The 24352-nt window shown below is 61.2% G+C and carries 24 protein-coding genes, 1 tRNA gene and 1 pseudogene; 12 read left to right on the forward strand and 14 right to left on the reverse strand.

Annotated elements, in window-relative coordinates; translation table 11 throughout:
• Window positions 1-24 precede the first annotated feature (24 nt).
• The 3 genes from ISN39_RS08170 to metG are packed head-to-tail and all read right to left on the reverse strand — an operon-like array spanning window position 25 to window position 3199.
• A complete protein-coding gene (locus ISN39_RS08170; protein WP_194729708.1) occupies window positions 25-852 on the reverse strand; it encodes an MBL fold metallo-hydrolase in 828 nt (275 codons plus the stop codon).
• A 4-nt stretch (window positions 853-856) separates the two neighbouring features.
• Window positions 857-1639: a TatD family hydrolase gene (locus ISN39_RS08175; RefSeq protein ID WP_194729709.1), complete on the reverse strand. Its 783-nt coding sequence runs from the start codon at window positions 1637-1639 to the stop codon at window positions 857-859.
• 9 nt (window positions 1640-1648) lie between these two features.
• Window positions 1649-3199 carry a methionine--tRNA ligase gene (metG, locus tag ISN39_RS08180; protein ID WP_194729710.1) on the reverse strand — a complete coding sequence of 517 codons (1551 nt, stop codon included), beginning with the start codon at window positions 3197-3199 and terminating at the stop codon, window positions 1649-1651.
• Between the two features lie 238 nt (window positions 3200-3437).
• On the opposite strand from metG, the gene ISN39_RS08185 reads away from it, so the two are divergent.
• Window positions 3438-4238: a sulfite exporter TauE/SafE family protein gene (locus tag ISN39_RS08185; protein WP_194729711.1), complete on the forward strand. Its 801-nt coding sequence runs from the start codon at window positions 3438-3440 to the stop codon at window positions 4236-4238.
• Here the strand turns inward: ISN39_RS08185 and ISN39_RS08190 are convergent, their stop codons facing one another.
• The 4 genes from ISN39_RS08190 to ISN39_RS08205 all read right to left on the reverse strand — a co-directional run bounded on the left by ISN39_RS08190 (window position 4239) and on the right by ISN39_RS08205 (window position 8427).
• Window positions 4239-5264: a DNA polymerase III subunit delta' gene (locus ISN39_RS08190; RefSeq protein ID WP_194729712.1), complete on the reverse strand. Its 1026-nt coding sequence runs from the start codon at window positions 5262-5264 to the stop codon at window positions 4239-4241.
• Complete coding sequence (gene tmk, locus ISN39_RS08195) at window positions 5257-5940, reverse strand: dTMP kinase (RefSeq protein WP_194729713.1); 684 nt, start codon at window positions 5938-5940, stop codon at window positions 5257-5259. Before tmk ends, ISN39_RS08190 begins: the two co-directional genes overlap by 8 nt.
• Before the next feature lie 135 nt (window positions 5941-6075).
• Entirely contained in the window at window positions 6076-7269 is a 1194-nt protein-coding gene (locus ISN39_RS08200) for a D-alanyl-D-alanine carboxypeptidase family protein (RefSeq protein ID WP_194729714.1), read from the reverse strand.
• Window positions 7270-7341: 72 nt separating this feature from the next.
• Window positions 7342-8427, reverse strand: coding sequence for a septal ring lytic transglycosylase RlpA family protein (locus tag ISN39_RS08205; protein WP_194729715.1), 1086 nt, complete (start codon window positions 8425-8427; stop codon window positions 7342-7344).
• Between the two features lie 272 nt (window positions 8428-8699).
• Between ISN39_RS08205 and ISN39_RS08210 the strand changes: the two genes are divergently transcribed.
• Together ISN39_RS08210 and ISN39_RS08215 are read left to right on the forward strand one after the other, a co-directional pair.
• Window positions 8700-8789 (forward strand) — tRNA-Ser (locus tag ISN39_RS08210).
• A gap of 154 nt (window positions 8790-8943) precedes the next feature.
• Window positions 8944-9228 (forward strand): hypothetical protein, encoded by a 285-nt coding sequence (locus ISN39_RS08215; RefSeq protein ID WP_194729716.1) that lies wholly within the window; start codon window positions 8944-8946, stop codon window positions 9226-9228.
• A gap of 105 nt (window positions 9229-9333) precedes the next feature.
• Here the strand turns inward: ISN39_RS08215 and ISN39_RS08220 are convergent.
• A pseudogene (locus ISN39_RS08220) lies at window positions 9334-9801 on the reverse strand (ATP-dependent DNA ligase); the annotation flags it as partial.
• Between the two features lie 141 nt (window positions 9802-9942).
• Here ISN39_RS08220 and ISN39_RS08225 point away from each other — a divergent pair.
• Entirely contained in the window at window positions 9943-10413 is a 471-nt protein-coding gene (locus tag ISN39_RS08225; RefSeq protein WP_194729717.1) for a cupin domain-containing protein, read from the forward strand.
• A 116-nt stretch (window positions 10414-10529) separates the two neighbouring features.
• Here ISN39_RS08225 and ISN39_RS08230 read toward each other — a convergent pair whose 3' ends face one another.
• Complete coding sequence (locus tag ISN39_RS08230; protein ID WP_074068150.1) at window positions 10530-10817, reverse strand: DUF1236 domain-containing protein; 288 nt, start codon at window positions 10815-10817, stop codon at window positions 10530-10532.
• Between the two features lie 386 nt (window positions 10818-11203).
• On the opposite strand from ISN39_RS08230, the gene ISN39_RS08235 reads away from it, so the two are divergent.
• From ISN39_RS08235 to ISN39_RS08245, 3 genes are all read left to right on the forward strand, one after another.
• A complete protein-coding gene (locus ISN39_RS08235; protein ID WP_194729718.1) occupies window positions 11204-11449 on the forward strand; it encodes a DUF982 domain-containing protein in 246 nt (81 codons plus the stop codon).
• Window positions 11450-12168: 719 nt separating this feature from the next.
• The gene (locus tag ISN39_RS08240; RefSeq protein WP_194729719.1) at window positions 12169-12696 is read left to right on the forward strand and encodes a hypothetical protein; all 528 of its coding nucleotides are present in this window, start codon (window positions 12169-12171) and stop codon (window positions 12694-12696) included.
• Window positions 12697-12981: 285 nt separating this feature from the next.
• The gene (locus ISN39_RS08245; RefSeq protein WP_074068156.1) at window positions 12982-13236 is read left to right on the forward strand and encodes a GlsB/YeaQ/YmgE family stress response membrane protein; all 255 of its coding nucleotides are present in this window, start codon (window positions 12982-12984) and stop codon (window positions 13234-13236) included.
• 66 nt (window positions 13237-13302) lie between these two features.
• Here ISN39_RS08245 and ISN39_RS08250 read toward each other — a convergent pair whose 3' ends face one another.
• On the reverse strand, window positions 13303-13584 hold the full coding sequence (locus tag ISN39_RS08250) for a hypothetical protein (protein WP_039844924.1): 282 nt from the start codon (window positions 13582-13584) through the stop codon (window positions 13303-13305).
• Between the two features lie 218 nt (window positions 13585-13802).
• On the opposite strand from ISN39_RS08250, the gene ISN39_RS08255 reads away from it, so the two are divergent.
• From ISN39_RS08255 to glp, 5 genes are read left to right on the forward strand one after another with little or no spacing between them, the layout of a single operon-like run.
• Window positions 13803-15695: a peptidylprolyl isomerase gene (locus ISN39_RS08255; protein ID WP_194729720.1), complete on the forward strand. Its 1893-nt coding sequence runs from the start codon at window positions 13803-13805 to the stop codon at window positions 15693-15695.
• A 12-nt stretch (window positions 15696-15707) separates the two neighbouring features.
• The gene (gene trpD, locus ISN39_RS08260; RefSeq protein ID WP_194729721.1) at window positions 15708-16724 is read left to right on the forward strand and encodes an anthranilate phosphoribosyltransferase; all 1017 of its coding nucleotides are present in this window, start codon (window positions 15708-15710) and stop codon (window positions 16722-16724) included.
• Window positions 16725-16733: 9 nt separating this feature from the next.
• Complete coding sequence (trpC, locus tag ISN39_RS08265) at window positions 16734-17546, forward strand: indole-3-glycerol phosphate synthase TrpC (protein WP_194729722.1); 813 nt, start codon at window positions 16734-16736, stop codon at window positions 17544-17546.
• 1 nt (window position 17547) lies between these two features.
• On the forward strand, window positions 17548-18048 hold the full coding sequence (moaC, locus tag ISN39_RS08270; protein ID WP_194729723.1) for a cyclic pyranopterin monophosphate synthase MoaC: 501 nt from the start codon (window positions 17548-17550) through the stop codon (window positions 18046-18048).
• Complete coding sequence (glp, locus tag ISN39_RS08275; RefSeq protein ID WP_194729724.1) at window positions 18045-19268, forward strand: gephyrin-like molybdotransferase Glp; 1224 nt, start codon at window positions 18045-18047, stop codon at window positions 19266-19268. The genes moaC and glp overlap by 4 nt, the downstream gene beginning before the upstream one ends.
• Before the next feature lie 38 nt (window positions 19269-19306).
• On the opposite strand, the gene ISN39_RS08280 is transcribed toward glp, so the two are convergent.
• From ISN39_RS08280 to ISN39_RS08295, 4 genes are all read right to left on the reverse strand, one after another.
• The gene (locus ISN39_RS08280) at window positions 19307-19957 is read right to left on the reverse strand and encodes a 50S ribosomal protein L11 methyltransferase (RefSeq protein WP_194729725.1); all 651 of its coding nucleotides are present in this window, start codon (window positions 19955-19957) and stop codon (window positions 19307-19309) included.
• A gap of 35 nt (window positions 19958-19992) precedes the next feature.
• A complete protein-coding gene (locus ISN39_RS08285) occupies window positions 19993-20424 on the reverse strand; it encodes a GNAT family N-acetyltransferase (protein WP_194729726.1) in 432 nt (143 codons plus the stop codon).
• 55 nt (window positions 20425-20479) lie between these two features.
• On the reverse strand, window positions 20480-22378 hold the full coding sequence (locus ISN39_RS08290) for a DEAD/DEAH box helicase (protein ID WP_194729727.1): 1899 nt from the start codon (window positions 22376-22378) through the stop codon (window positions 20480-20482).
• 109 nt (window positions 22379-22487) lie between these two features.
• A complete protein-coding gene (locus ISN39_RS08295; protein WP_194729728.1) occupies window positions 22488-24347 on the reverse strand; it encodes an adenylate/guanylate cyclase domain-containing protein in 1860 nt (619 codons plus the stop codon).
• Window positions 24348-24352: the final 5 nt, after the last annotated feature.

Raw genomic sequence — 24352 nt, forward strand, 5'->3', positions numbered from 1 at the left:
GGTGCCGACCGTTCCCAGGTCGTGCTAGTCTGCTCGGAGCTCATCCACTTTGACCTCGAACTGCATCTGATCAAAGGCGGGTTCGACGTGTTCGGGCGTCTCGGCCATCACGGTGTCGTAGTCAAGCGGCGTATGCATATGCGTCAGGATCGCTCGCTTCGGCTTCAGCCGGCCGATCCAGTCGAGTGATTGCTCAAGCGACAGGTGGCTTGGATGATAGCGGTATTGCAGAGCGTCGATAATGAGGATGTCGAGATCCTGAAGCTTTGCGACAGTCTCGGGCGGGAAGTCACTGATATCGCTGCAATAAGCGACATCACCGATTCTAAAGCCAAGCGAATGTATGTCGCCGTGCTGCTGCAGATGCGGCCGGAATGAAATCGAGCCTCCAGCGCCGCTGATGACGATAGGCGTCATATCCTCGATCAGGATCGGCTCGACGATCGGCGGATAATTGCTGCGGGGCGGCGTTTCGATGCAATAGCTGAAGCCCTGGCGGATGCGGTCCATCGTGAACGGATTGGCATAGATCGGCACGCGCTGCTGTGCGTTGTGGAAATAGCCGCGCAGATCGTCGATGCCGTGAATGTGGTCGGCATGCGGATGCGTGTAAAGCACAGCATCGATGTGCTGCACCTTGGCGGCAATCATCTGCTCGCGGAAATCCGATCCGGTGTCGATGACGACGGTCGTGACCCCGCCGTTGTCGTCGTATTGCTGCACCATGAAGGCTGCGCGCGTACGGCGGTTCTTCGGATTGGCGGGATCGCAGGCGCCCCAATCGCCGGTAATGCGCGGCACGCCGGGCGACGACGCGCAGCCGAGAATGGTGAAGCGCCGCCGGTAGCTCACGCGGCTAGACCTTCGGCATCTTCGAGAAGAGCCGGAAAGCATTCTCGGTAGTGATCCGCGCCATCTCGGCATAGCTGACGCCGAGCGTTTCAGCGAGAACCTCGGCGGTGTCCACTACATAGGACGGCTCGTTGCGCTTGCCGCGCCAGCGCTTCGGCGCAAGGTAAGGCGCGTCGGTTTCGACCAGCAACCGGTCGTGCGGGACTGTTTTTGCGATCGCCCGCAACTCCTCGGATTTCGGAAAGGTGAGGATGCCAGAGAAAGAAATGTAGCCGCCGAGTTCGACGCCGGTTCGGGCAAGCGCGGGACCGGCCGAGAAGCAATGGAGAATGAAGGGGAAGGCCCCCTTCCCAGTTTCTGACGTCAGGATTGCCGCCATGTCTTCGTCGGCACTGCGGCTATGGATCACCAGCGGCAACTGTGTTTCGCGAGCGGCAGCGATATGGCGCAGAAAGCCTGTCTTCTGGTTCTCCGGCATCTGCGTGTCGTAGAAGTAATCGAGCCCGGCTTCGCCGATCGCGACGACCTTCTCATGTTTCTTGGCGAGGCGCACGAGATCTTCGGTCTGAATGTCGAGCTCCTCATCCGCATTGTTCGGATGCGTGCCGACCGAGCAGAAGACCGAGGGATATTTCTCGGTGATCGCGAGCAGCTTTTCGAGTTTCCGCACGCGCGTCGAGATCGTCACCATCTGCTTCACACCGGCCTGGTGAGCGCGCGAGACGATATCGTCTCGCTCCTCCTCGAAATCGGCGAAATCCAGATGGCAATGCGTATCGATCAGCATGGCAGACCCTCAGGTTTCCGGCGCCACATAGCGCGGGAAGACAGGCTTTGGTGCCTCCAGCGGCGTTCCGGGAACGAGGCGTCCGGCTTCGCCCAATGCCGCGAAACCGCGCTCATCGGCTGGCGCGGCAACGAGGTCGAGCAGCTTGCCCGCCGATTCCGGCATGAACGGCTGGAGCAGGATCGCGATCTGGCGGACGACTTCAGCGGTGACATAGAGCACGGTGCCCATCCGCGCCGGATCGGTCTTCTTCAGCGCCCACGGCTCTTGGCTTGCAAAATAACGGTCGGTTTCCGAAACGACGGCGATGATGGAAGCGAGCGCCCTGTGGATCATCTGCTTGTCCATGTCCTCGCGCGTCGACGCGAGCAGCGCATCGGCCTGCGCCAGCATCGCCTTGTCCTCGTCGGTCAACGGTCCGCATTCCGGTATCTTGCCGTCGCAATTCTTGACGATCATAGATAACGAACGGCTCGCGAGATTGCCGATGCCGTTCGCAAGATCGGAATTGATCCGCGTGCCGATCGCCTCTTCGCTGTAGCTGCCGTCCTGGCCGAAGGAGACTTCGCGCAGGAAGAAATACCGCACCTGATCGAGACCGAAATGGTTCACCAGATTGACGGGATCAACGACATTGCCGAGCGACTTCGACATCTTCTCGCCCTTGTTGAGCAGGAAGCCATGCGCAAAGACCCGCTTTGGCAGTGGCAGCCTGGCCGACATCAGGAAGGCGGGCCAATAGACCGCATGGAAGCGGATGATGTCCTTGCCGATGACATGAATGTCGGCCGGCCAGTACTTCGCTCTTGGGCCGTTCGGATCCTGGAGATAGCCGGTCGCTGTGATGTAGTTGGTCAGCGCGTCGACCCAGACATACATGACATGCGACGGATCGTTGGGCACCTTGATGCCCCAGTCGAAGGTCGTGCGCGAAATCGAAAGGTCCTTCAAGCCGGACTTGACGAAGGAAACCACCTCGTTGCGCCGTTCGGCAGGACCGATGAAATCGGGATTGTCTTCATAGTGCTTGAGGAGCTTGTCCTGGTATTCGGAAAGCCTGAAGAAGTAGCTTTCCTCTTCTACCCATTCGACGGGCGTGCCCTGCGGCCCGTAGCGCACGCCGTCGGCGCGGAGCTCCGTCTCGTTCTCCTGGTAGTAGGCCTCGTCGCGCACAGAATACCAGCCGGCGTAGGAATCTTTGTAGATGTCGCTGTTTTCCGCCATCAGCTTCCAGATGTCGCTGGAGGCTTCGTGGTGGCGGGGTTCCGTGGTGCGGATGAAATCGTCGTTCGAGGCATTCAGCAGCTGGGCCATCGCCTCGAACTCGCCGGAGTTGCGGTCGGCAAGCTCCTGGGCGGTAATACCCTCCGCGCGCGCCGTCTGCTGCATCTTCTGGCCGTGCTCGTCGGTGCCCGTCAGAAAGAAGACATCACGGCCATCAAGACGCTGGAAGCGCGCCATGGCGTCCGTCGCGATCAGCTCGTAGGCATGGCCGATATGCGGCTTGCCGTTCGGGTAGGAGATCGCGGTGGTAATGTAGAAGGGCGTCTTGTCTGTCATGGCGGCCATCGTGTCCGGCTTACTCTCTCGAAATATCAGCCGCTCTTAGCGCATGTCATGGAGAAGAGAAACACTAAGTTTCGAAAGCGCTTATGATTTGGCGGTTTGCCGAAGCGCTGAGCTTGACTCGCTTTCTGCCACATTCTAGGCCTTGCGAAACTGAAGAACAGGGCGCAACCGAAGTGAGATTTCCAGCAGCGGGCAAAAGCCGTTTCTCTGTCTGTCAGAGGTCCGTCGCTTGACGTTTCTCGAAAATTTTCAGCCTCTCTATTCACTTTCCGGCTTTTTCGTCGGCGCGCTTGTCGGCATCACCGGCGTGGGCGGCGGCTCGCTGATGACGCCGCTGCTCGTCCTGTTATTCGGCGTCCATCCGGCAACCGCGGTCGGAACCGACCTGCTCTATGCCGCCGTCACCAAGACGGCGGGCACGGCGGTCCATGGCATGCATGGCCGTATCAACTGGCGAGTTGTCGGTGCGCTCGGGGCGGGAAGTGTTCCGGCAGCGCTCCTGATGCTCTGGCTGATGGCAGGCGTCGACCGCAAGAGCGTCGAGGTTACCCATACGATTACCGCAGCGCTTGGCTGGCTGCTCGTCATGACGGCCGTGATGCTTGTCTTCCGCGCGCAGATTCTCCGCTTTGCTCGCCGGGTCACTGGCGAGCGCGCCCCGCCCCGTCCGGCGACGATTGCCGTTCTCACCGTCATCCTCGGGCTGGCTCTCGGCATCCTTGTCACACTGACATCGGTCGGTGCCGGTGCACTCGGGGTAACGATCTTGCTTGTGCTTTATCCGCGACTGGATGTCCGCGAAATCGTCGGCTCCGATATCGTCCACGCGGTGCCGCTGACGCTCATCGGCGGCATGGGCTACTGGATCATCGGCGAGATCGACTGGCTCCTGCTTTTGGCACTGCTGGTCGGCTCGATTCCGGGCATCATCGCCGGCAGCCTCCTGGCGCCGAAGCTGCATGAACGCACCATTCGCATCGTGCTTGCGCTCACGCTCGCGATCGTCGCCTGGAAACTGCTTGCCGGCTGATCAGAGGCCCGGCTGCTTGATGTCGCCGAGAATGCTGAGGATCGTCTGCTTGCGGTCGAGGTTGTAAGCGTCGGAAACGGCAAGCCGCTCGTTGATATCGGATTGCAGGCGTGCCAGCCGTTCGGCGGCGGAAAGCTCGCCTGCTTGCGCCGCGTGGCGCGCCCGGTGCATCAGGTCGTCACCGACATGGCTCACGAAGAATTCGAATATCGTGTCGCTATCCTTGCCGGACAAGGCCTCCGCCAAACGATGCATTGCCTTTCGAGCCGTCGGGCCTTGAGCCGACAGGACCTCGTTGTATGCCGCGATGATCTCGCCGCCGCCGTAGTTCAGGAGCTTCAACGCCTCCCCGACGCTGCCTTTCGCGATCGATATCATCGAGGCATCGCTGCCGGTTACGCCGAGATTGGCGAGTGCCGCGCCCAAGGCGCCATTATCCAGCGGCGAAAGCTTAAGCGGCAGGCACCGTGAACGGATCGTCGGCAGAAGCTTTCCCGGCCCATGCGACAGCACGAGGAAAAGCGCGCGTTTGGGCGGCTCCTCCAGAATTTTCAGGATGGCGTTGGCCGCATTGCGGTTCATGTCGTCTGCCGGATCGATGATGACGATGCGCCAGTTTCCTGTTCCGGAGGTCTGCGAGAAGAAGCGTCCGGCGCGCCGCACCTCGTCCACCGTGATCGCCGACTTCACTTTGCCTGTCTTCTCGTCAACGGGACGCGAAAGATAGAGCAGATTATGCGACGCCCCGGAAGCGATCTGGCGGCTGACGGCAGAGGCCGCATCAGGATCGCCGATCGTTGCAGGCGCCGTTGCCGGATCGGGATTCGACAGAACGTAGTTTGCAAATCGAAAAGCAAGGGTTGCCTTCCCGATGCCCTCCGGCCCCTCGATCAGGACCGCGTGATGGCCCTTGCCGGAGCGATAGGATTGGGAAAGAAAAGCCTGGGCTTCGTCATGCCCAAAAAGTTTCGTGTTTTCGGCCGGCCAGATGGCGCCGTCCAGAAGCCCCGGCCGCTCGTCACTCATGCGCGGCCTCCGGCATCTTGGCGACGGCAACAGGCCCAAGAAGCTGATTGACGATCGCAAGAATTTCCGCGGCAATCGGCTCTTCGTCCTGCGTCGCGTTGACGACGTGGCACCGCTCCGGTTCGCGCGCGGCTATGTCGAGATAGGCTTCGCGGCGTTTTTCGTGCGTCTCAAGTTCTTCCCTTTCGAAACGGTCCGGTCGGTCCGCCGTCGCCGCACTGCGCTTCTTTGCTCGCGCCAGACCAAGCCTTGCCGGAATGTCGAGGATCAGCGTGCAATCTGGTACGACGCCGTTGACGGCGATCCGCTGCAGCGTCTCGATGAAGTCCGCCTCGAGATTGCCCGTCACGCCTTGATAGACGCGCGAGGAATCCATGAACCGGTCGCACAGCACGATCTTGCCCTGGAGAAGCGCCGGGCGAATGACCGCTTCGACGTGATCGTTACGGGCTGCGGCGAAGAGAATGGCTTCCATGCGCGTGCCGAAGGCTTCCGCGCTACCGGACAGCAGCACGTGGCGCACGGCTTCCGCACCAGGCGACCCGCCAGGTTCCCGCGTCAGCAGAACCTCATGGCCGCGCGCCCTCAGCGCTTCCGCCAGCCGGCGGATCTGCGTGGATTTCCCAGCCCCTTCCCCGCCTTCAAACGTAACGAACAATCCCGTACCGGATGACAATGACACATTCCCGTATTCTTCAGCGCCCGCGCCACCGGGCTTTTTTCCTATCTATCCGAAGACAGGGCCAAGCGAAACCTTCAGGCTAGGCGCCTTCCGGTCCTTCCCCGGCAATTTAGGCAATGAATATGGCGATCAGGTGGGCTCGGCCTCGTCCCAGAGCCACGAGAAGAACAGCGATTCGCCGAGTTCCAGAAGCGCGTCGACCGCCCGGCTCGTCAGCGAACCCTGCTCGACGCCATGCGCGGTGTAAAGTGGCACCTCGCGCAACACGCGGCCGCCCGCCGATATGACCAGCGTACCCGCTTCGGCATCGGCAGCAACGGGCGCCATCAGCGGCCAGCGGTAAACGATCCGCGCCGAGAGCCTGTCAGGATTGCTGACTGGAATGTAGACGCTGACAGCCCCCTTCGCGACGAGGTCCACTTTTCCGGCCTGGCCGCCATAGACGCTGGCCGCGCCGACGATTTCCTCGTCCGCGAAAAGCTGCCGGTCCTCGAAGGCCGTCTGCCCCCATTCCAGGATGCGCTTTGCCTCCTCGGTCCGTTCCTTGTCGGAAGCAATGCCGCCGAGCGCCAGGAAGAGCCGCTTTCCATCTCGCCCCGCCGAGGCGACGATCGAATATCCCTCGCCCTCTGCAAAGCCGGTCGCCAGTCCGTCCGCGCCGAGTCCAAGGCCGAGCAAAGGGTTGCGGTTGCGCTGGAAAATCCTGTTCCACTCGAAATCGGGCTGCGCGAAATAATGATAATATTCGGGATAGGATTGCTGCAGATCGATCGCAAGCGTCACCAAGTCACGCGCCGATACCTTGCTCTTACCGTCCGGCAGGCCGGTCGAGTTTCCAAAGACCGTTTTCGCCATGCCGAGCACCTCCGCCCGCCGCGTCATTGCGGCGGCGAAATTGCCCTCCGTGCCGCTCATGCCCTCCGCAAGGATGATGGATCCGTCGTTGGCACCCTGGATGGCGACGCCCTTGATCAAGTCCTCGACACGGATGCGGGATTTCAGCACGGCAAACATCGTTGCCGTCCGCGACGGAGCACCTCCCGTTCGCCAGGCATATTCGGAAACCGGATATTCGGTGTCGAGCGTGATCTCGCCCTTCTTCAACGAGCCGAAGACCAGATCCATCGTCATCAGCTTTGCGAGCGAGGCGGGTGAAAAACTCTGCTCCTCGTTCTTTGCAAGCAGCACCGTTCCGGTGGATGCCTCGATCATGTAGGCCTGTGCGGCCTTGGTTACAAAGCCGGCGGGCGCGGTTTCGGCAGCGTAGGATGGCGAAGCGAAGGGCAGAAGGCACGCACAAAGACGAAGCAGACGCTTCAACATCGAGGCTCCATAGGATCGAAGGTTCGACTCCGGACGTTAGAGGCAGCGCGCGCTGCGCGCAATCGCTTCCAATCAGGGCGCGATCTGTTTTGCCTGCTGGCGCTTGAGGGAGGCGAGGATCGAATCCTGCGTCAGCCCGTCATTGCGGACCATGACGGCGTCGAAAGCAAGCTCTACGGTCACCGTCTTCACGTCCTCGTCCTGGTAGCCCATCGCGAGCGAACCGTCCTGCCCGTAACCATATGGACGCTCATAGGGAACGGGCCCGATTTCCGGAAGCACGACCATCTGCCCGAAAGCCTGTCCTGAATTTCCGAGAACGGGAGCTGTTGTCGCCACCGGTGCCGCATTGTAGCGAGCGCTCGGCGTCGAGCCGCCATAGGCCGTCGCAGACATCGGCACCGGTACACGCGATTGATCCACGGTCAAAGTCCCAAGGCTCTGCAGCTGATCGCCGGTGATCCGCTTGCTGTTCGACGCCACCATCACCCCGGTTGCGATCTGACCTCCCGGATTGACGCCCGGAATCCGGCTTCCCTTCGGCACGTAGGACGCCATCAGGTAAGGCATGTCGTGCCCGTCCATGCGCGCCTTGCCGACATACTGCACGCGCACCTTGCCGGTGCCGCTGTGCTGCAGGTCGAGCATGTCCGCCGTCTTGTTGGAAAGATCGATGATGCGGCCTTCATGATAAGGGCCGCGGTCGTTGACGCGCACGACCACCGACGAGCCGTTTTCGAGATTTGTGACACGTGCGTAGCTCGGCAAAGGGAAAGTTGGATGCGCCGCGGAAAGATGCATCTGGTCGTAGACTTCGCCGTTTGCCGTCAACCGGCCGTGAAATGCGGAGCCATACCACGAGGCTACGCCCACCTTGTTATAGGCGAAGTCCTCCTTGGGATAATACCACTTGCCCTTGACCTCATAAGGGTTGCCGACGATGTAGCGCCCGCCCCCCTTCGGTATATTGGCGCCACTGGCAACGCGCGGGCTGGCTTTGACGCCATATTCTTTTTCGGAGAAATATTCCTTGCCGTGAGCGCGCTTCTTTGGCGCCTGCGAAGTCGTACCGCAAGCCGTGACGGTGGCGCACATCAACGCCAACGCCAGCCACCGCGTACCCGTTGCGAAAGAGGTCGCCCCGCATTCCAGTCTCATATGTCCCACGCCGCCCAAGATCGTATGGATAAGAACCTGCCCGACAACGGGCCAGTCATGCCTACGCCCACTCACCTAACGAGACTTTAACTCGGCGGCCATCCTGGCGAATTTGCGAATGATTTCGCGATGATAGAAACAATTTTAATGATCATGGTTTACAAACCCCTAACGGCGCATCGCGCAATCGTCATCCAGCCGGGTCTTCCGGCGGCAGATTTTTGCGCCCGACCCTTGCATTGGCCATATCCTTTGCGCCATAAGGCGCGCAAGGAAGAGTGTCCGAGTGGTTTAAGGAACCGGTCTTGAAAACCGGCGTGCGGGAAACCGTACCGTGGGTTCGAATCCCACCTCTTCCGCCATGAGCACTGTTTAGGCATTGCACTTGCCGGAAACGAGCGAGGCTGGATTCTCACCCGGAAATACCAACGAAACCGTTGCAAAACCGCTGGTGACGTGTCGGAACAAAAAACAAGTTATCTCATTTCTCTTCCATCATAGATGGAGAAAACTGCCATGACTCACGACCCGGAATTCCCTGATCGCAGATCAGAGCCACGCACTACTCCGGTCCGCAGTCGCTCTTCGTGGGGCGCATGGGTCGCCATCATCGCGGTGGTTCTGGTGGCTGGCGTTGTATGGTTCGAGTGGGGTGGCTCGCCCGACACCGATCCGATCTCGACATCTTCGACGACGCCCTCCACGCAGCCTGCTCCAGCACCGGCAACGCCGACTGCGCCGACCAGCAACAATGTAACCCCGGCGCCGGCTTCTCCTACTGCAGCTCCGGCGCAGCAGTAGAGCCTGTCTCTAGGCCACGCCTGCAAGACCGTTGTTATTGAGACGGATCGAGAAAGGTCGTTGCGAGTTTCGCTTGGCCTTTTTCGCCCTCTCGATCGGTGACCAGTCCTTGAGCATATGGCGCCGCGAAGAAGTTCGACTGCCTCGGGTCGCGCCCTTCGAAATAGAGGAGGTCGAAGGCCATGAAGATCGCTTCGCCGGAGGCCCGCTTGCCTTCCCGGCCGCCGAGCGATTGCTGCAGCAGTCCGAAATCGGACCGGCCCTGCTCGTCGAGCATGACCGCCTCGCCATCGAGAACCGCCGTCGCCACGCCGAGCTGCTTGGCGGGCCTGCTCGATCGCCGGAAAGCGATGCGTCCAGTCATGCCCGCCCCATTTGATTTCGTAAACCCGCTGCTCGCCCCTCGGCGGCTTGATGCTTGAAAAGCGTCAGGCATAGGTCGATGCGGTCCGGCATGGGATCGAGGGGAAGGTTCGGCTGGGCCGGATCGCGTGGTTTTGTGGCTCTGGTACGGACACTTGCGGCCTCTTTGGCGAGGAGAGACTTCGTCGGCTTCCGAGGAACTCTTGCCATCCCCTCAGTCCATTAGGCAATTCTCAACTCCATTAGGGTAGAGCTTGCTTAGACGTGGTCCGCGGACGTACTATCTACGTTTCGCGAGCCTGCCCCTGCGCTCAGCCGAGGTAAAGGCCCGGCGAGAGAGGGAGGTTTGTCATGAGAGTTGCATCGATAATCGCAGCCGGCTTCATCGGATTATGCGGGATGGCCTCCTTTGCTGCGGCAGAGGGTGGACATACAATGGTCACTCCCGATGATGTTAAGTGGGGGCCGGCCCCCAAGGTGCTTCCTGCTGGAGCAGAGGCGGCGGTCCTGTTCGGCGATCCCAGTAAGGAAGGCCTGTTTGCCCTCCGGCTCAAGGTGCCGTCGGGCTATGCGGTCCCGCCGCACACGCATCCTGTGCATGAAGTGGTCACAGTCGTATCAGGGACTCTCAAACTCGGAATGGGCGAAACCGCCGATCCGAGCGCCACGAAGGCACTGCCTGCAGGCAGTTTCATCGCGTTGCCGCCCGGCATGGCGCATTTCGCTCGCGTCGACGAACCGACAGTCATCCAAATTACGACGACTGGCCCATGGGCCATCAAGTATGTCAACCCGGCGGACGATCCTCAGAAGTCGCAATAACCAGCCGCTGCATCGATGTCTCAACAGCGGAAAGGACGACTAGTCTTTGAACTGGGAGGAAGGTGGATTGATGGAGAGGAATCGCGGGCCCGGGGGGGGCCCGCAGTGCTTTCAAGTTATTCGACGACCTCAATCACCGCGCGGGTCTTCGGATTGACGAGCACGCGCTTTTTGTTGACGACCACATAACCGTAATCGGGCTGATCGGGGATCGTGTGGATCTCGACCGTGTCAGGAAGTGCCGTACCGATTGCAACATCACCTTCAAACGTGACCGATGGCGATTGCTGCTCAAGAACATAGGTTCTGACCTCGCCGGGAACGGTGACCGTCGCTGTCTGCGCGACCGCCGCCCCCCCGAGCGTCAGAAACAGCGATACGGCAGAGATGACCACTTTCTTCATGTTATCCTCCAGGATTTTCAGTGTGCCGGTAAAACGCTGCCGGCTAAGATATAGTTCCCCCGCTGCACGGAATGGACTACTATGGCTTGAGGAAAACAGCGCGATCACGCTCTGGTATTGTCGGAAGCATCAGCCGGCGGCACCCTCCGCTGAAGGTGCGCGACGGTGAAGGCAGGGGCTATTTCCACGTTACTCCGCCCAAGGAGCATGGCTGCCCTTCGCCGCGGTCATCAGCCGTTGGTAGGCGGGTATTCCCGTTTTAGCTATCTCACTGAGATCATGCCGCGCCCTTGTCGTAAGCGCCTGTACACTTTTTCTCGGAACAGATTCTCGGAACAGACTTCATGGCTATCCGTTGACATGATCGCCAACGGAGATTGCATTACATGAGCTCGGACATCTGGGAACGCAGCATCGAGTTGATCGACGGCGACGATCATTTCCGCACCGTAAAAAATACGAGAGAAGCTGTTGAGTTTCTGATGACGTCCTGGCCCGGTCACAAGGGCCCCGCATATGCGGCAGCTCGGAAGGCCTGTCTGCGAGCCCTCGAGGGCAAAAAGCCGGACATAGATCCTCAGGCCGCTTTCATCGCAGCAGCAGCGGAATCTGGTATTCTGAGGGCCAACTGAAATATTCGCCCCCTGCTGCTCACAGGCTCCGGCGTGCAGTTCCGCGTATCGCTGGTGCATCCATTCGATTTCAGGGGATGGCGCGCAATTGTACCAACAACTGCAGAGGCGCGCCAATCGCCTCCGGGGCGGCATGGCGGAAATACTGTTTTCCGCGACATCCGGAGCCAGAGGATTATGGCGTAGACACAGGACTCATATTGACCATTGGTGGTCGGCCAGAAACGGCATTGTCCGACCCGAAGGCACGCCGTGGCGGGTATTGTCTGCTCTGGGTTTTCAGCAGACAGCAGAAACATCGATCTGCTTTGCCACGCCGCCCACATCCCTATATCTTACGATATCCGGACTCATTGACGCCCTATAAGGGTTGTATGTCCTTGAGCGCCTGGCGGGCGCTCGGATTTGGAGCGGGTCGTAGCATCGGCGGGGGCGCAAGCTTCGACCCGCTCTTTCTTTCCATCAACGGAGCGCGCCTATGTTTTGGGATTTCATCACGATCGCAGCGATCTTCGGCGCTTTCTTTTTTGTGCGAGAGGCACAAACCGTGCTCGCGAAAGCCCGCCTGTCGAACTGGCGCAGCTTCACCTTCCGGTAAACGGACAAGCAAGCGACAACTTTCCTGAAACAGGATTCTGGAGGGAGCAGGTTGCTTTTCGGCCCATGCCGCGTGCAATCTGCTTGTATTTTCCAAGCTCCTGCTGCCTTCCGGATATCCCATGATCAACCGACTTGCCGCACTGCCGGTGATTTTCCTCGTTTCACTGCCTGCGGCCGCCGGCAACTACCGGCCGGACAATGGCTGCACACTGGATTATCCGCAATCTGTGCTGAAGAATGGCAGCTTCAAGCTCAACAAGGAGAAAGGCTCCGGTTCGGAGAGCATAGCGCTCACCCCGAATATCGACTTGAGCGTCGAAAGCGGCGGCTGCGAATATTCGACGAGGACTTACCGCTTCTCGATCGTCCTGACAGCCGATGAAAATCAGACGTCAGGCATTGAATATGTGAAAGCCGTCGAGCTGCTTGCCGTGCTGGAGCGTCACAAGGAACTGGCGCTGGATTTTTCCGGCGCCCGTAAAGCGCTTCAATCCTATATGGCGCTAGTTGTAGAGCCGAAGCTGGGAGAACAGCTGTATATTCGCAACGACACCGAGAATCAGTTTTCAGAGAAAGTCTGGATCGATGCCGATCGCGGCGCAGAGCCCACGCGTATCGCGGTGACGTTATCCAGCGGTCCCTATTAGAGACAGCCGTTTTAATTCAAACTTCGCAGTTAACCGCCTGTTAATATTTAGCTTGCCCCGCAAAGCGAATGATCTATCCTCCAGAATCACAGGGCTGCGTAGAAATGTGCAACGAGAGTTCCAGAATGCCGCCGGGTTTTGCTGTTCCTGCCCTCCCCGGCCTGTTTCTTTGTTGATAACTTGTCCATTTCACATGCCGGTAACACTGCTATTACCCTGATCCGGCAAGGAACGTTTCTGCAGGTTTTGCGTTCATTTTGTTGCTTCTCTAGGAGGGAGATCACCATGGAAGGCGAAGGCGTAGGTTGGATTGCGGCGATCATCATCGGCGGTATCGCCGGCTGGCTCGCGGAAAAATTCATGCACAGCAATATGGGGCTGCTCATGAATATCGTTCTCGGCATTGTCGGCGCGATCGTTGCCAATTTCATTCTCGGCGTCCTGAACATCCATCCGCTCGTAGGCTGGCTCGGATACCTGATCACCGGTTTCGTCGGCGCCTGCATTCTTATTGCGCTCGGACGCCTTGTGCGACGCTGATTTCAATCGCGCAAAAGCCGGGACTACAGCTCCCGGCTTTTTGTTGTCTTTTGTTGCCGCGTCGCTTCAGCGGCGGCTCATCAGGCCGAAGACGTAGGCAATGCCGGCGGTTACGGCGAGTGCGAAGATCGGCTCTTCACGCACTTTCTCGCGCACACGCTCGGTCATGACAGAAGCCTCGTCGGCAACGGCGGTCTTTGCGCCCTGCCCCAAGGCAACGACGCTCTCGGAAAGCCGTGCCAAATCCTCGCGCAATGCGGTGACTTGAGCCGAAAGATCGTCGGCTGCGATTTCCGCCTTCACGCGTGCGCCCGTCGTTTGTCCGGAGGCGGTCTTGAGTTCGGCCATTGTCTGCTCCTCTTTTTGCGGATGCGGCTTCAACGACGTGAGGGCCGAAAGGTTCCCTGAACCGCTTCATTTCTTAAACGTGGTCGCCTTCCGGGACCTTCGCCGGCACCTGCTATGTTTTCGCGCGCGGACGCTTCATTTCCTTACGCGTTTGTTCTAAGGAACGTCGAAAGCTTTGCCCGTGAAAGGGCGAAATATAATGCGAGGTTTGCGTTTCGATGTTCCATTTCCTGAGAAGAGCCGCCCGGACCTGGGTCGCCAAGCTCCTGATGCTTCTCCTGGTCGCTTCATTCGGTATTTGGGGCATCTCCAGTTCGCTGCTCACTGGCAGCAGCAGCACGGCCGTCGTCACCGTCGGTGACCAGCAGGTAGACGCCACCGAATTCCGCCTTGCCTACCAGCGACAGGTCGCAAGCCTCAGCCAGCAGTTCGGCATGCGTCTGACGCCCGAGCAGGCCAAGGCCTTCGGCGTCGAGCAGCAGGTGATCGCCCAGCTCGTCGCCGGCGCCTCGCTCGACCAGCTTGCCGCCGACATGAATCTCGGCCTTTCCGAAGATCGTCTAGCCCAGCTGATCGCTGACGATCCAGCTTTCAAGGCAGTCAACGGCCAGTTTGATCGCACGCTCTTCACCTCGCGCTTGCGCAACGCCGGCATCCGTGAGGCGGACTATATCAGCGAGCGCAGCAAGGTCGCTGTGCGCAGCCAGATCGTCGATGCGGTGTCGAACGGCTTCACCGCTCCTAAGACGCTCGTCGACGCGCTGAAGCTCTACCGTCAGGAAAGCCGCGACATCGACTACTTGCTGCTGACGAACGCGAACATCGAGCCCATCAAGGCTCCGGCCGAGGATCTGCTTTCGAAGTGGTTCGACGGCGTCAAGAGCCGCTATCGCGCGCCGGAATATCGCAAGATCGCCTATCTGAAGCTCGAACCTGCCGACATTGCGGATGCCTCGACCGTCACGGACGATCAGATCCGCGAGGATTTCGACAAGCGTAAGGACAGCTATCGCACGCCGGAAACGCGCACGATCGAGCAGCTGACCTTTGCCAGCAAGGATCTGGCGACGGCTGCCGAAACGGCGCTCAAGAGCGGCACCAGCTTCGATCAGCTCGTGACCGACCAGGGCAAGACTGCAAGCGACGTGCTGCTCGGCGATTTCACCAAGGACAAGGTTCCGGACCAGGCCATCGCCGATGTCGCTTTCGCGGTCGCCAGGGACGGCGGCACGACGCCGGTCGTCGACGGTTCCTTCGGCCCAGTCATCCTCCGCGTCTCCAACATCAAGCCGGAGAGCGTCAAGAACTTCGACGAGGTGAAGGAAGACATCCGCAAGCAGTTGGCGCTCGTCAACGCGTCGCAGGAGGTAATCAACGTGCACGATCGCATCGAGGATCTGCGCGGCTCCGGCCAGACACTTGAGCAGATTGCCGAACAGCTGAAGCTGAAGGCCGTCGTGATCGACGCCGTCGATCCGAGCGGGTTGGACAAGGACGGCAACGAGGTCAAGGACATCCCCGCGAAGCCGCAGTTGATCGGTGAAGCCTTCAAGACCGAATCCGGCATTCAGGCGCCGGCGCTGTCGCTCGGCAATGACGGTTATGTCTGGTTCGACGTGCGCGAAATCACGCCGGAGCGCGACCGCCCGCTGGCCGAAGTGCGCGACAAGGCCGTGCAGGATTGGACCGCCGAACAGCAGAAGCTCGAACTTGCCAAGAAGTCCGGAGAGCTGAAGCAGGAAGCGCAGAAGGGCAAGACGCTTGCCGACATCGCAGCTCCGCTCGGAATTGCCGTCGAAAGCAAGAGCGGCATCACGCGCGGCACCGAGGATGCCGTTCTCGGCCGCGCCGGCGTGACCGCTGCCTTCACAGGCCCGGTCGATACTGTTGCAAATGCCGTTGGCGGCGATCCCGGCACGCAGATCCTGCTGAAGGTCACCAGCGTCAACACGGAGCCGACGGGTGATGTGCTGAACAATCAGGATGCGCAGATCACTGCCATGGCGACCGCTGCCGGCGACGACATTCTTGACCAGATGGTGAACCTACTGCAAACGCACTACGGTGCGTCGATCAACCAGACGCTCGCCGATCAGGCAGCCGTTCGCTAGGAGCTGTAGCGCATGACCGATCTGAAGCCGCTTCTGGCCAAGGCTGCGAGCCGCGAACCGCTGACCCGCGACGAGGCCCGCGAGGCTTTCGAAATCCTGATGTCCGGTCAGGCGACTCCTTCGCAGATCGGCGGTTTCCTGATGGCGCTACGCGTCCGCGGCGAGACGGTCGATGAAATCGTCGGTGCTGCGACGACCATGCGCTCGAAGATGCTGCGGGTGGAAGCGCCTGCCGATGCGATCGATATCGTCGGCACCGGCGGTGACGGCAGCGGCACCTACAATATCTCGACGCTGGCGGCGCTGATCGTTGCCGGCGCCGGTGTTCCGGTCGCCAAGCACGGTAACCGGGCACTGAGTTCGAAATCCGGAGCCTCTGATAGCCTGGCAGCTCTGGGCGTCAAGCTTGAGATTGCGCCTGAAGTGATCACGCGCTGCATCAATGAGGCAGGCGTCGGCTTCATGTTTGCTCAGCAGCACCATTCCGCGATGCGCCATGTCGGGCCGTCCCGGGTCGAGCTCGGCACCCGGACGATCTTCAACCTGCTCGGGCCGCTGACGAACCCGGCCGGAGTGCGCCGCCAGTTGCTCGGCGTCTTTGCGCCGCAATGGGTCGTGCCGATCGCTGAGGTCATGCGCGACCTCGGTTCGGAGAGCGTCTGGGTCGTGCATGGCGATGGTCTCGATGAGATCACCACCACCGGCAAGACCAGCGTAGCAGCGCTTGAAAACGGCAAAATCCGCACCTTCGAGCTTTCGCCGGCGGATTTCGGCGTTTCGCCCTGTGCACTTTCGGCGATCAAGGGCGGCGATGGCGTCGCCAATGCTGCTGCACTTCGCGAAGTGCTGAGCGGTGCGAAGAACGCCTATCGCGATATCGCCCTTGCCAACGCGGCTGCCTCGCTCGTCATTGCCGGCAAGGTGGAGACGATCGCCAACGGCATGAAGCTCGCGACCGAATCGCTTGATAGCGGCGCGACCGCCGTAGCCCTCGACAAACTGATCGCCGTTTCGAACGATATCGACTAGGATTGGCGGATGACCGATATCCTCAGAAAGATCGAGGCCTACAAGCGCGAGGAAGTCGCCGCCGCCAAGGCGAAGGTTTCGCTTGCCGACCTGAAGGCGATGCAGGCAGGGCAAACCGCGCCGCGCGGCTTCCACAAGGCGCTCGTTGCCAAGCGCGATGCCGGACACTACGGCCTGATCGCCGAGATCAAGAAGGCAAGCCCCTCCAAGGGCCTCATCCGCCCGGATTTCGATCCGCCGGCGCTCGCCAAAGCTTATGAAGCCGGCGGTGCCGCGTGCCTATCCGTCTTGACTGACACGCCAAGCTTTCAAGGCGCGCCGGAGTTCCTGACGGCTGCACGCGAAGCCTGCGCCCTTCCGGCGCTGCGCAAGGATTTCATGTTCGAGACCTACCAGGTGCACGAGGCACGCGCCTGGGGCGCGGATTGCATTCTGCTGATCATGGCCTCGCTTTCCGATGACGAGGCTGAACGACTGCAGGATGAAGCCTTTACGCTCGACATGGGCGTGCTGGTCGAGGTGCATGACGCCGCAGAAATGGAGCGGGCGCTGAAGCTCTCCTCACCGCTCGTCGGCATCAACAACCGCAACCTGCGTACCTTCGAGGTCAGCCTGAACGTCAGCGAAGAGCTTTCGGCGATGGTGCCGGACGATCGGCTGCTGGTCGGCGAGAGCGGCATCTTCACCCATGCCGACTGCAAGCGGCTGCGGGCGGCCGGCATCAACACCTTCCTCGTCGGAGAAAGCCTGATGCGCCAGGATGACGTGACGGCTGCGACCCGCGCTCTGCTCTTCGGCGAAGCGGCAATCGCGGCGGAATAACATGAGCGGCGAGAAGCCAGGACTTACCCATATAGCCGCCTCCGGTGAGGCCCACATGGTCGATGTCGGCGGCAAGGCCGATACGGTTCGCATTGCAACCGCAGAAGGCCATGTGAAGATGGCGGTAGAAACGCTGCGACTGATCCGTGAAGGAAACGCGAAGAAGGGCGACGTCATCGGCACGGCGCGGCTGGCCGGCATCATGGCGGCCAAGCAGACGTCCAGCCTTATCCCGCTCTGTCATCCCCTAATGCTCACGAAGGTGAGCGTCGAGATCGAGGAGGATGTCGCCCTGCCCGGCCTGCGCGTCATCGCGACCGCCAAGCTCACCGGCAAGACAGGCGTCGAGATGGAAGCGCTAACCGCCGTGTCCGTCGCCTGCCTGACGATCTACGACATGGCTAAGGCCGCCGACAAGGCGATGGAGATCGGCGGCATCCGGCTGCTCGAAAAATCGGGCGGCAAATCCGGCGACTTCCGCCATCCGGAGGCTGGCCGATGAGCCTCCTTCCGGTCGCCGAGGCGCAAGGCAGGTTGCTTGGGCGCGCCAAGCCGATTTCCGATGTCGAGACCGTTTCGCTTGCCGACGGCGATCAGCGCGTGCTCGCGGCCGACTTGACGGCGCGGCTGACGCAGCCGCCCTTCAATGCGTCTGCGATGGACGGCTACGCGCTGCGCCGCGAGGATGCACCGGAACCCGGCGCTGAACTCAAGCTCATCGGCACATCTGCGGCAGGACACGCTTTCGATGGCACTGTGGGCAAGGGCGAAACGGTCCGCATCTTCACGGGCGCGCCGGTTCCCTCCGGCGCCGACAGCGTCCTGCTGCAGGAGGACGCTGAGAAAATCGATGGAGGCATCCGAACGAAATATCCCATCCGCCAGGGCCAGCATATCCGTCTCCGGGGACAGGATTTTAATGAAAACGAGGGGGTGCTCTCCGCCGGCACCGTCATGGATTTCACGCGACTGACAGTGGCCGCCGCGATGAACCATGCCTCGATCGACGTGCTGCGCAAGCCGCTTGTGGCGATCCTTGCAACCGGCGACGAACTACTGACGCCAGGAAGCGACCTGGGGCCCTCGCAGATCGTTGCGTCGAACACGTTCGGTATCGCGGCGTTGGTGCACAAGGCCGGCGGCGACGTGCTCGATCTCGGTATCGTGCCCGACGACAAGGTTGCTATCACGGCAGCGGTCCGCAGGGCACAGGCCGAAGGTGCCGATGTCATCATAACGCTCGGCGGCGCCTCCGTCGGCGACCACGACCTCGTGCAGGCCACACTGGTTGCGGCGGGCATGACACTCGATTTCTGGAAGATTGCCATGCGGCCGGGCAAGCCGCTGATGGTCGGCAGCCTCGGAAGCACGCACGTGCTCGGTCTGCCGGGCAATCCGGTATCAAGCCTCGTCTGCGCCTTGCTGTTCCTCGAGCCGCTGGTCCGCAAGCTCGCCTGCCTGCCGCCGGTCAAGCGCGACGCCATGGTGGAGGCGGCTGTCACCCTTGCCTCCAACGATCAGCGCCAGGACTATGTGCGGGCGAAGCTCGCCAAGTCCTCCTCCGGCAAGTGGCTGGCGGAGCCGTTCGACAAGCAGGATTCGTCGATGATGAAGGTCTTCGCCCACGCCGACTGCCTGATCATCCGCCCGCCCCATGCGTCGCAGCTTCCGGCGGGATCCCCCTGCCCGGTGATGCTGCTCCGGCCGGAGCTTCTCGGCTGACTTATGGCAGAAGTGCGCTCCGTCGCGACTCCGCTGATCTAAAGGGAATACACCCCGCTCACATTCTCCATCTCCGCCCCGAAGTCTGCGACCGCGTATGTCGTCACCAGTCGAAGCCGCTCGCGGGGCAAAGGCGCCCTGCCCGGGTCGCCGATCAGGACGTCGATGCCAGCGGCGCGGCAGCGGGCGAGGAACGGCAGGACGCGGCTTGCGAGCCTTGCATCGTAGAACACGTCGCCCGCCAGGATGACATCGCAAGCGGGAGGCGAAGCGTCGAGGATATCGGCTTGCAGCGTTTCGATCTTGGTACCATTAGTAGCAGCGTTGAGGTCTATCGCGGCAATCGCATGAATATCGATGTCAATCGCGGTGACATGGGCAGCACCTGCATTCGCGGCAGCAATAGCGACCAGGCCCGAGCCTGAACCGAGATCGAGGACATGGCGGTCGCTGACGGTCTGGGGCTGCGAGAGGATATGGCGGGCGAGCACCGCTCCGCCAGCCCAATGATAAGCCCAGTACGGCGCGGTGGAACCCGCGCGGTCAAGCCTTGTCAGTCGCCCCAGCCCGCTTCCCGAATGTGCTGTATAGAGCATTATCTCGGGAACTGACGGCACAGGCTGAAGGCGGAGGTTCTTGCGAATGAAATCTGCCGCTGCAAGATATTGCGTGCTGTCTTTGCCTATCATTGGCGGCGCCCCCATGTCCACCGGCGCCCGCGGAATCAGTAGTTCTTCATGGCAAGATGCGGCATGCCCCCGTCGAGAAATTCATCGCCGAACGCAGTAAAGCCGAACTTCTCATAGAGCGCGATCTTGTCGCTTTGAGCCGTCAGGTAAAAGCGGTTGCCGCGTGCCGTGCGATGCGCCTCCATCCCAAAGCGGATCATCGCGCTTGCGATCCCATGGCCGCGCCAATGCGCTCCGACGGCCACGCGCCCGATCTTCACGTAATCGTCGAGATAGACGACCCGAAGCGTGCCCGCAACTTCGCCGGCCTGGATGGCGACGATGTGGTGGGCGCTTAAGTCGGCTTCATCGAATTCCTCATCGGCAGGCACATTCTGCTCACCGATGAAGACGGAGCGACGCAACTTGAAAGCTTCGTTGCACAAGGTGCTGAAGAGCGGAACGGATAAAATCACGATCTCTGTCATGGCTGCCTCCTCGGAGAGCATAAACGGAAGGCGCCAATTGTCAGTCCGTCTCTCCTCAACCCTGCTTCTTCTTAGCGAACTTGCCCTTCGGCGCGAAGCCACCCTTGCCTTCGAATTTAGGTTTTCCCGCTGCTTTTCCCCAAGGCTTGGCGTCGCGTTTCTCACTGTGATCGCCGGTTGCGGGAGCTGTCTTACCCTTGAAAGCCTTTTTGAAATTGCCTTTAGGGCGATCGTCATAGGATGTCTCGTCACGCCGCTCGCCGAACGTCTTCTTGCCGGCATAAGGCTTCGCAGCAACCGGACGGCTGAAATCCGGGGTGCCGTTCAGACGCGTCACGCGGATGCCGCGCTCCATCGTCTTGTTCGGCCCGATCGCTTGCAGGAAAGCTTCGGCGCTATCGGCAGAAATTTCCACATAGGTCTCTTCCGGCTGCATCTTGATCGCACCGATCTCCCGTTTCGTCAGATTGCCGTTGCGGCAGAGCATCGGGATCAGCCAGCGCGGTTCGGCATTCTGCTTGCGGCCGACGGAAACCGAGAACCAGACGCTCGGACCAAAGTCGTCACGCGGGCCCTTCTGGCTCGGCTCCCGCGGCTCAAAGGCATTATCGCGGCGCTGACGCTTGCGGTCGCCCTCGATCGAGACTTCGATCAGATCTTCCGGCGCCGATTGATTGGAGCGATAGAGGCGCACGAAGGCCGCGGCAAGCTTCTCTGCGCCGTGATTTGCAATGAGCTGGCCGACCAGTGCTTGATCTTCGTCGCGCCCGGCCTCGCTGAGGATCGGGTCGGCAAGCAGGCGCTCGTCGTCGCGGCGCATCACATCTTCGGCCGACGGCGGAAGAGCCCAGGTGGCGGCAATCCCGGCGGCATCGAGAATGCGCTCGGCCTTACGGCGGGCATTGAGAGGCACGATCAGTGCGCTGACGCCCTTGCGCCCTGCCCGGCCGGTGCGGCCGCTGCGATGCAGCAGCGTTTCCGGATTGGTCGGCAGGTCGGCATGGATGACGAGGTCGAGGCCTGGAAGGTCAATGCCGCGGGCGGCAACATCCGTTGCGATGCAGACGCGGGCGCGGCCGTCGCGCATCGCCTGCAGGGCGTGCGTCCGCTCGTTCTGCGTCAGTTCGCCGGAGAGTGCTACGACTGCGAAATTGCGGTTGTTGAAGCGGGCCGTCAGATGATTGACCGCAGCGCGCGTCGAACAGAAGACAATGGCGTTGGTCGCCTCATAATAACGCAGGACATTGATGATCGCATTTTCGCGGTCAGCCGGCGCAGCGGCAAGCGCGCGGTATTCGATATCGACATGCTGCTTCTCTTCGGTCTGCGTCGAAATACGCACGGCGTCGCGCTGGTAGCTCTTGGCGAGCTTGGCGATGGCGGAGGAAACAGTTGCCGAGAACATCAGCGTCCGGCGGTCGTCGGGTGCCGCTTCGAGGATGAACTCCAGATCTTCACGGAAGCCGAGGTCGAGCATCTCGTCCGCCTCGTCGAGCACGACGGCCTTTAATGCGGACATATCGAGAGCTTTGCGGCGGATATGGTCGCAAAGACGTCCGGGGGTGCCGACGACGATATGAGCGCCACGTTCCAGTGCACGGCGCTCGCTGCGGATATCCATACCGCCGACGCAGCTGACGATCAGCGCACCGGTCATCTCGTACAGCCACTCGAGCTCGCGCTTCACCTGCAAGGCAAGTTCGCGGGTCGGCGCGATCACAAGCGCCAGCGGTTCGGCGGCGGGTGCAAAGCGCTCCTCGCCTTCGAGCAGCGTCGGCGCGAGCGCAAGGCCGAAGGCGACGGTCTTGCCCGAGCCGGTTTGCGCCGAAACCAGCGCATCCGAAGCGACAAGTGCCGGATCGAGCATGGCTTTCTGAACGGGGGTCAGCGCTGCATAGCCGCGCTTTGCCAACGCCTTGGCGATCGCCGGGACGACGCTGTTGAGATCTGTCATCTGTCTGTCTTTCGGAATATCGGGCGCAGAAGCGCCGTGGCCGGAACCTGCCGGCAGAACGGTTGGCGCGTTCCTACCCGCTAAGACGGCAAATGTCAAAGCGGCAATGTCAGCCGGCGCAGCGCCACAGCCAGACGTCAATGCTGCCGGAGCGGCCGCGGATTTTCGTCTCCAACGGACCTTCGAGCGGACCGGCCGGCAACGGGCCGGCGCCGGCGGATGCTGCGCGGACAAGTGCCGCGCTGAAGGCGACCTCAGCGCCGCGACTGGCCGCAACTTCCATCAGGCGGCTGGCGACATTGACGGTGTCGCCGGTCGCGGTGATCTGCTGGCGATCGCCGGTGCCGAGCCGCGAGGCGACGACAGGCCCGCAATGGGCGCCGATCTTGAAGCCGATCTTCCGTCCCCCTTGGAGAGCTGTGTGCGAATCGAGCCAGGAGCGCATGCGATCTGCGAGCGCCAGCGCGCAGGCGGCGGCGTGCGAAGCGTCGTCTTCGGCCGGGTGCGGCAGCCCGAACAGGATCATCGCACCGTCCCCCATGAAGCTCGTGATCGCGCCGCCATGTGCCCGCGCCTCCTGATCGGCTATCTCGAAAAAGCCGCTCAGGACCTCGCGCACGGTTACCGCTCCGACCGCTTCACTAAGCCCGGTAAAGCCCGAGAGATCGATGAAGACCACCGCAGCATCCTGCCGGACTGGCTCGGCAAGGAAGGATGGATCGCGTGCGAGCCATTCTCCAAGGCCGGGTGCTTCGATGCGTTGCAGGAGCTCGCTTTGGGCAGCGAAATGGCGCGCCTGGCGGCGTCCGAGAAGGAGTTGCGCTGCACCGAAGATGAGAACCGGAGGCAACGCGGCGGCGATCGGCAACGCTGCGCTCAGCCAATAGCCTGCCTTGAACATGGCAAGATTGATGGTCGCCCAGACCACAAAAACGAGAGCGATCAAGATGAAACCGATCAGGCTGCGCCGCCAGGCTATCAGGCCGACGAGCGCAAGCGGCAGAAGCACCGCGACCGTGGCGTCAAGCCGGCGGATATTATGATCGCGGACGATGCTGTCTCCGGCGATCAGATGCGCGATCGCGGTCGAAATGACCTCGACCCCGGGGAGAACCGGGTCGAAAGGCGTCGGAAAAACGTCGCCACCGGCCGTGACGGTTGCGCCGATAACGACGACGCGGTTCTCGATTGCGTCTGCAGGCACCTTGCCATCGAGCGCATCCATCAGGCTGAAAGTTGGGATCGTCCGGCGCGGGCCGTAGAAGGTAAGCGGCAGGCGCTGACCAGTATCGGTCGGAATATGCCTGTCGGCAAAGGAGATGCTGCCCGGCTGGAAGGCCGGATCGCGATCGAGCGCCAGCGACGCCGCGCGTAGCGGAAACGATGGATCCACACGCCCTGCGCTGCGCGAGATCAGCGGAATGAAGCGGGGGACGCCCGTCTCATCCGTTGCGACATTAACGACGCCGGTAGCGGCGATATCGGAAAAACGCTTGAGAGGAAGGAGCAGGCTGTCGGCGACGGGAATGCCTGAAAGCGGATCGTTCGGATCGCTCGTCACCATCTGCTTGCTTTCCGGAAAGACGGCGGCAGCCGCGATGACGGAGGGCACAAGCCTGAGGGCCGATGCAAGTGCGCCATCGCCTTCCTCGGTGCCGGGATCGAGCAAGAGCAGATCAAGTGCGATCGTCTTCGGCCTCGACGCGGCAACGGCGGTGATTGCGCGGGCAAGCGTTGCGCGATCGATGGGAAAACCGTGCGAAGCTGCGGTGCGGTCGTCTATCGCAATGATCGCGACGGCAGGCGGCGGCGTCTTGCCGCCGATCAGCACGCTTCGAATATCGGTCAGCGAAGCTTCCATCCTGTCGAGGAATCCGGCGCTGCCAGTCAGATGCAGGGAGCCCAGAAAGCCTCCCCAGAGTGCGGACAGAAGAAGGGCTGCAGTGATCAGAAATCGCTGGCGCGGCATGAGGG

It is taken from the genome of Rhizobium sp. 007 (assembly GCF_015353075.1).
Taxonomy (GTDB): domain Bacteria; phylum Pseudomonadota; class Alphaproteobacteria; order Rhizobiales; family Rhizobiaceae; genus Rhizobium.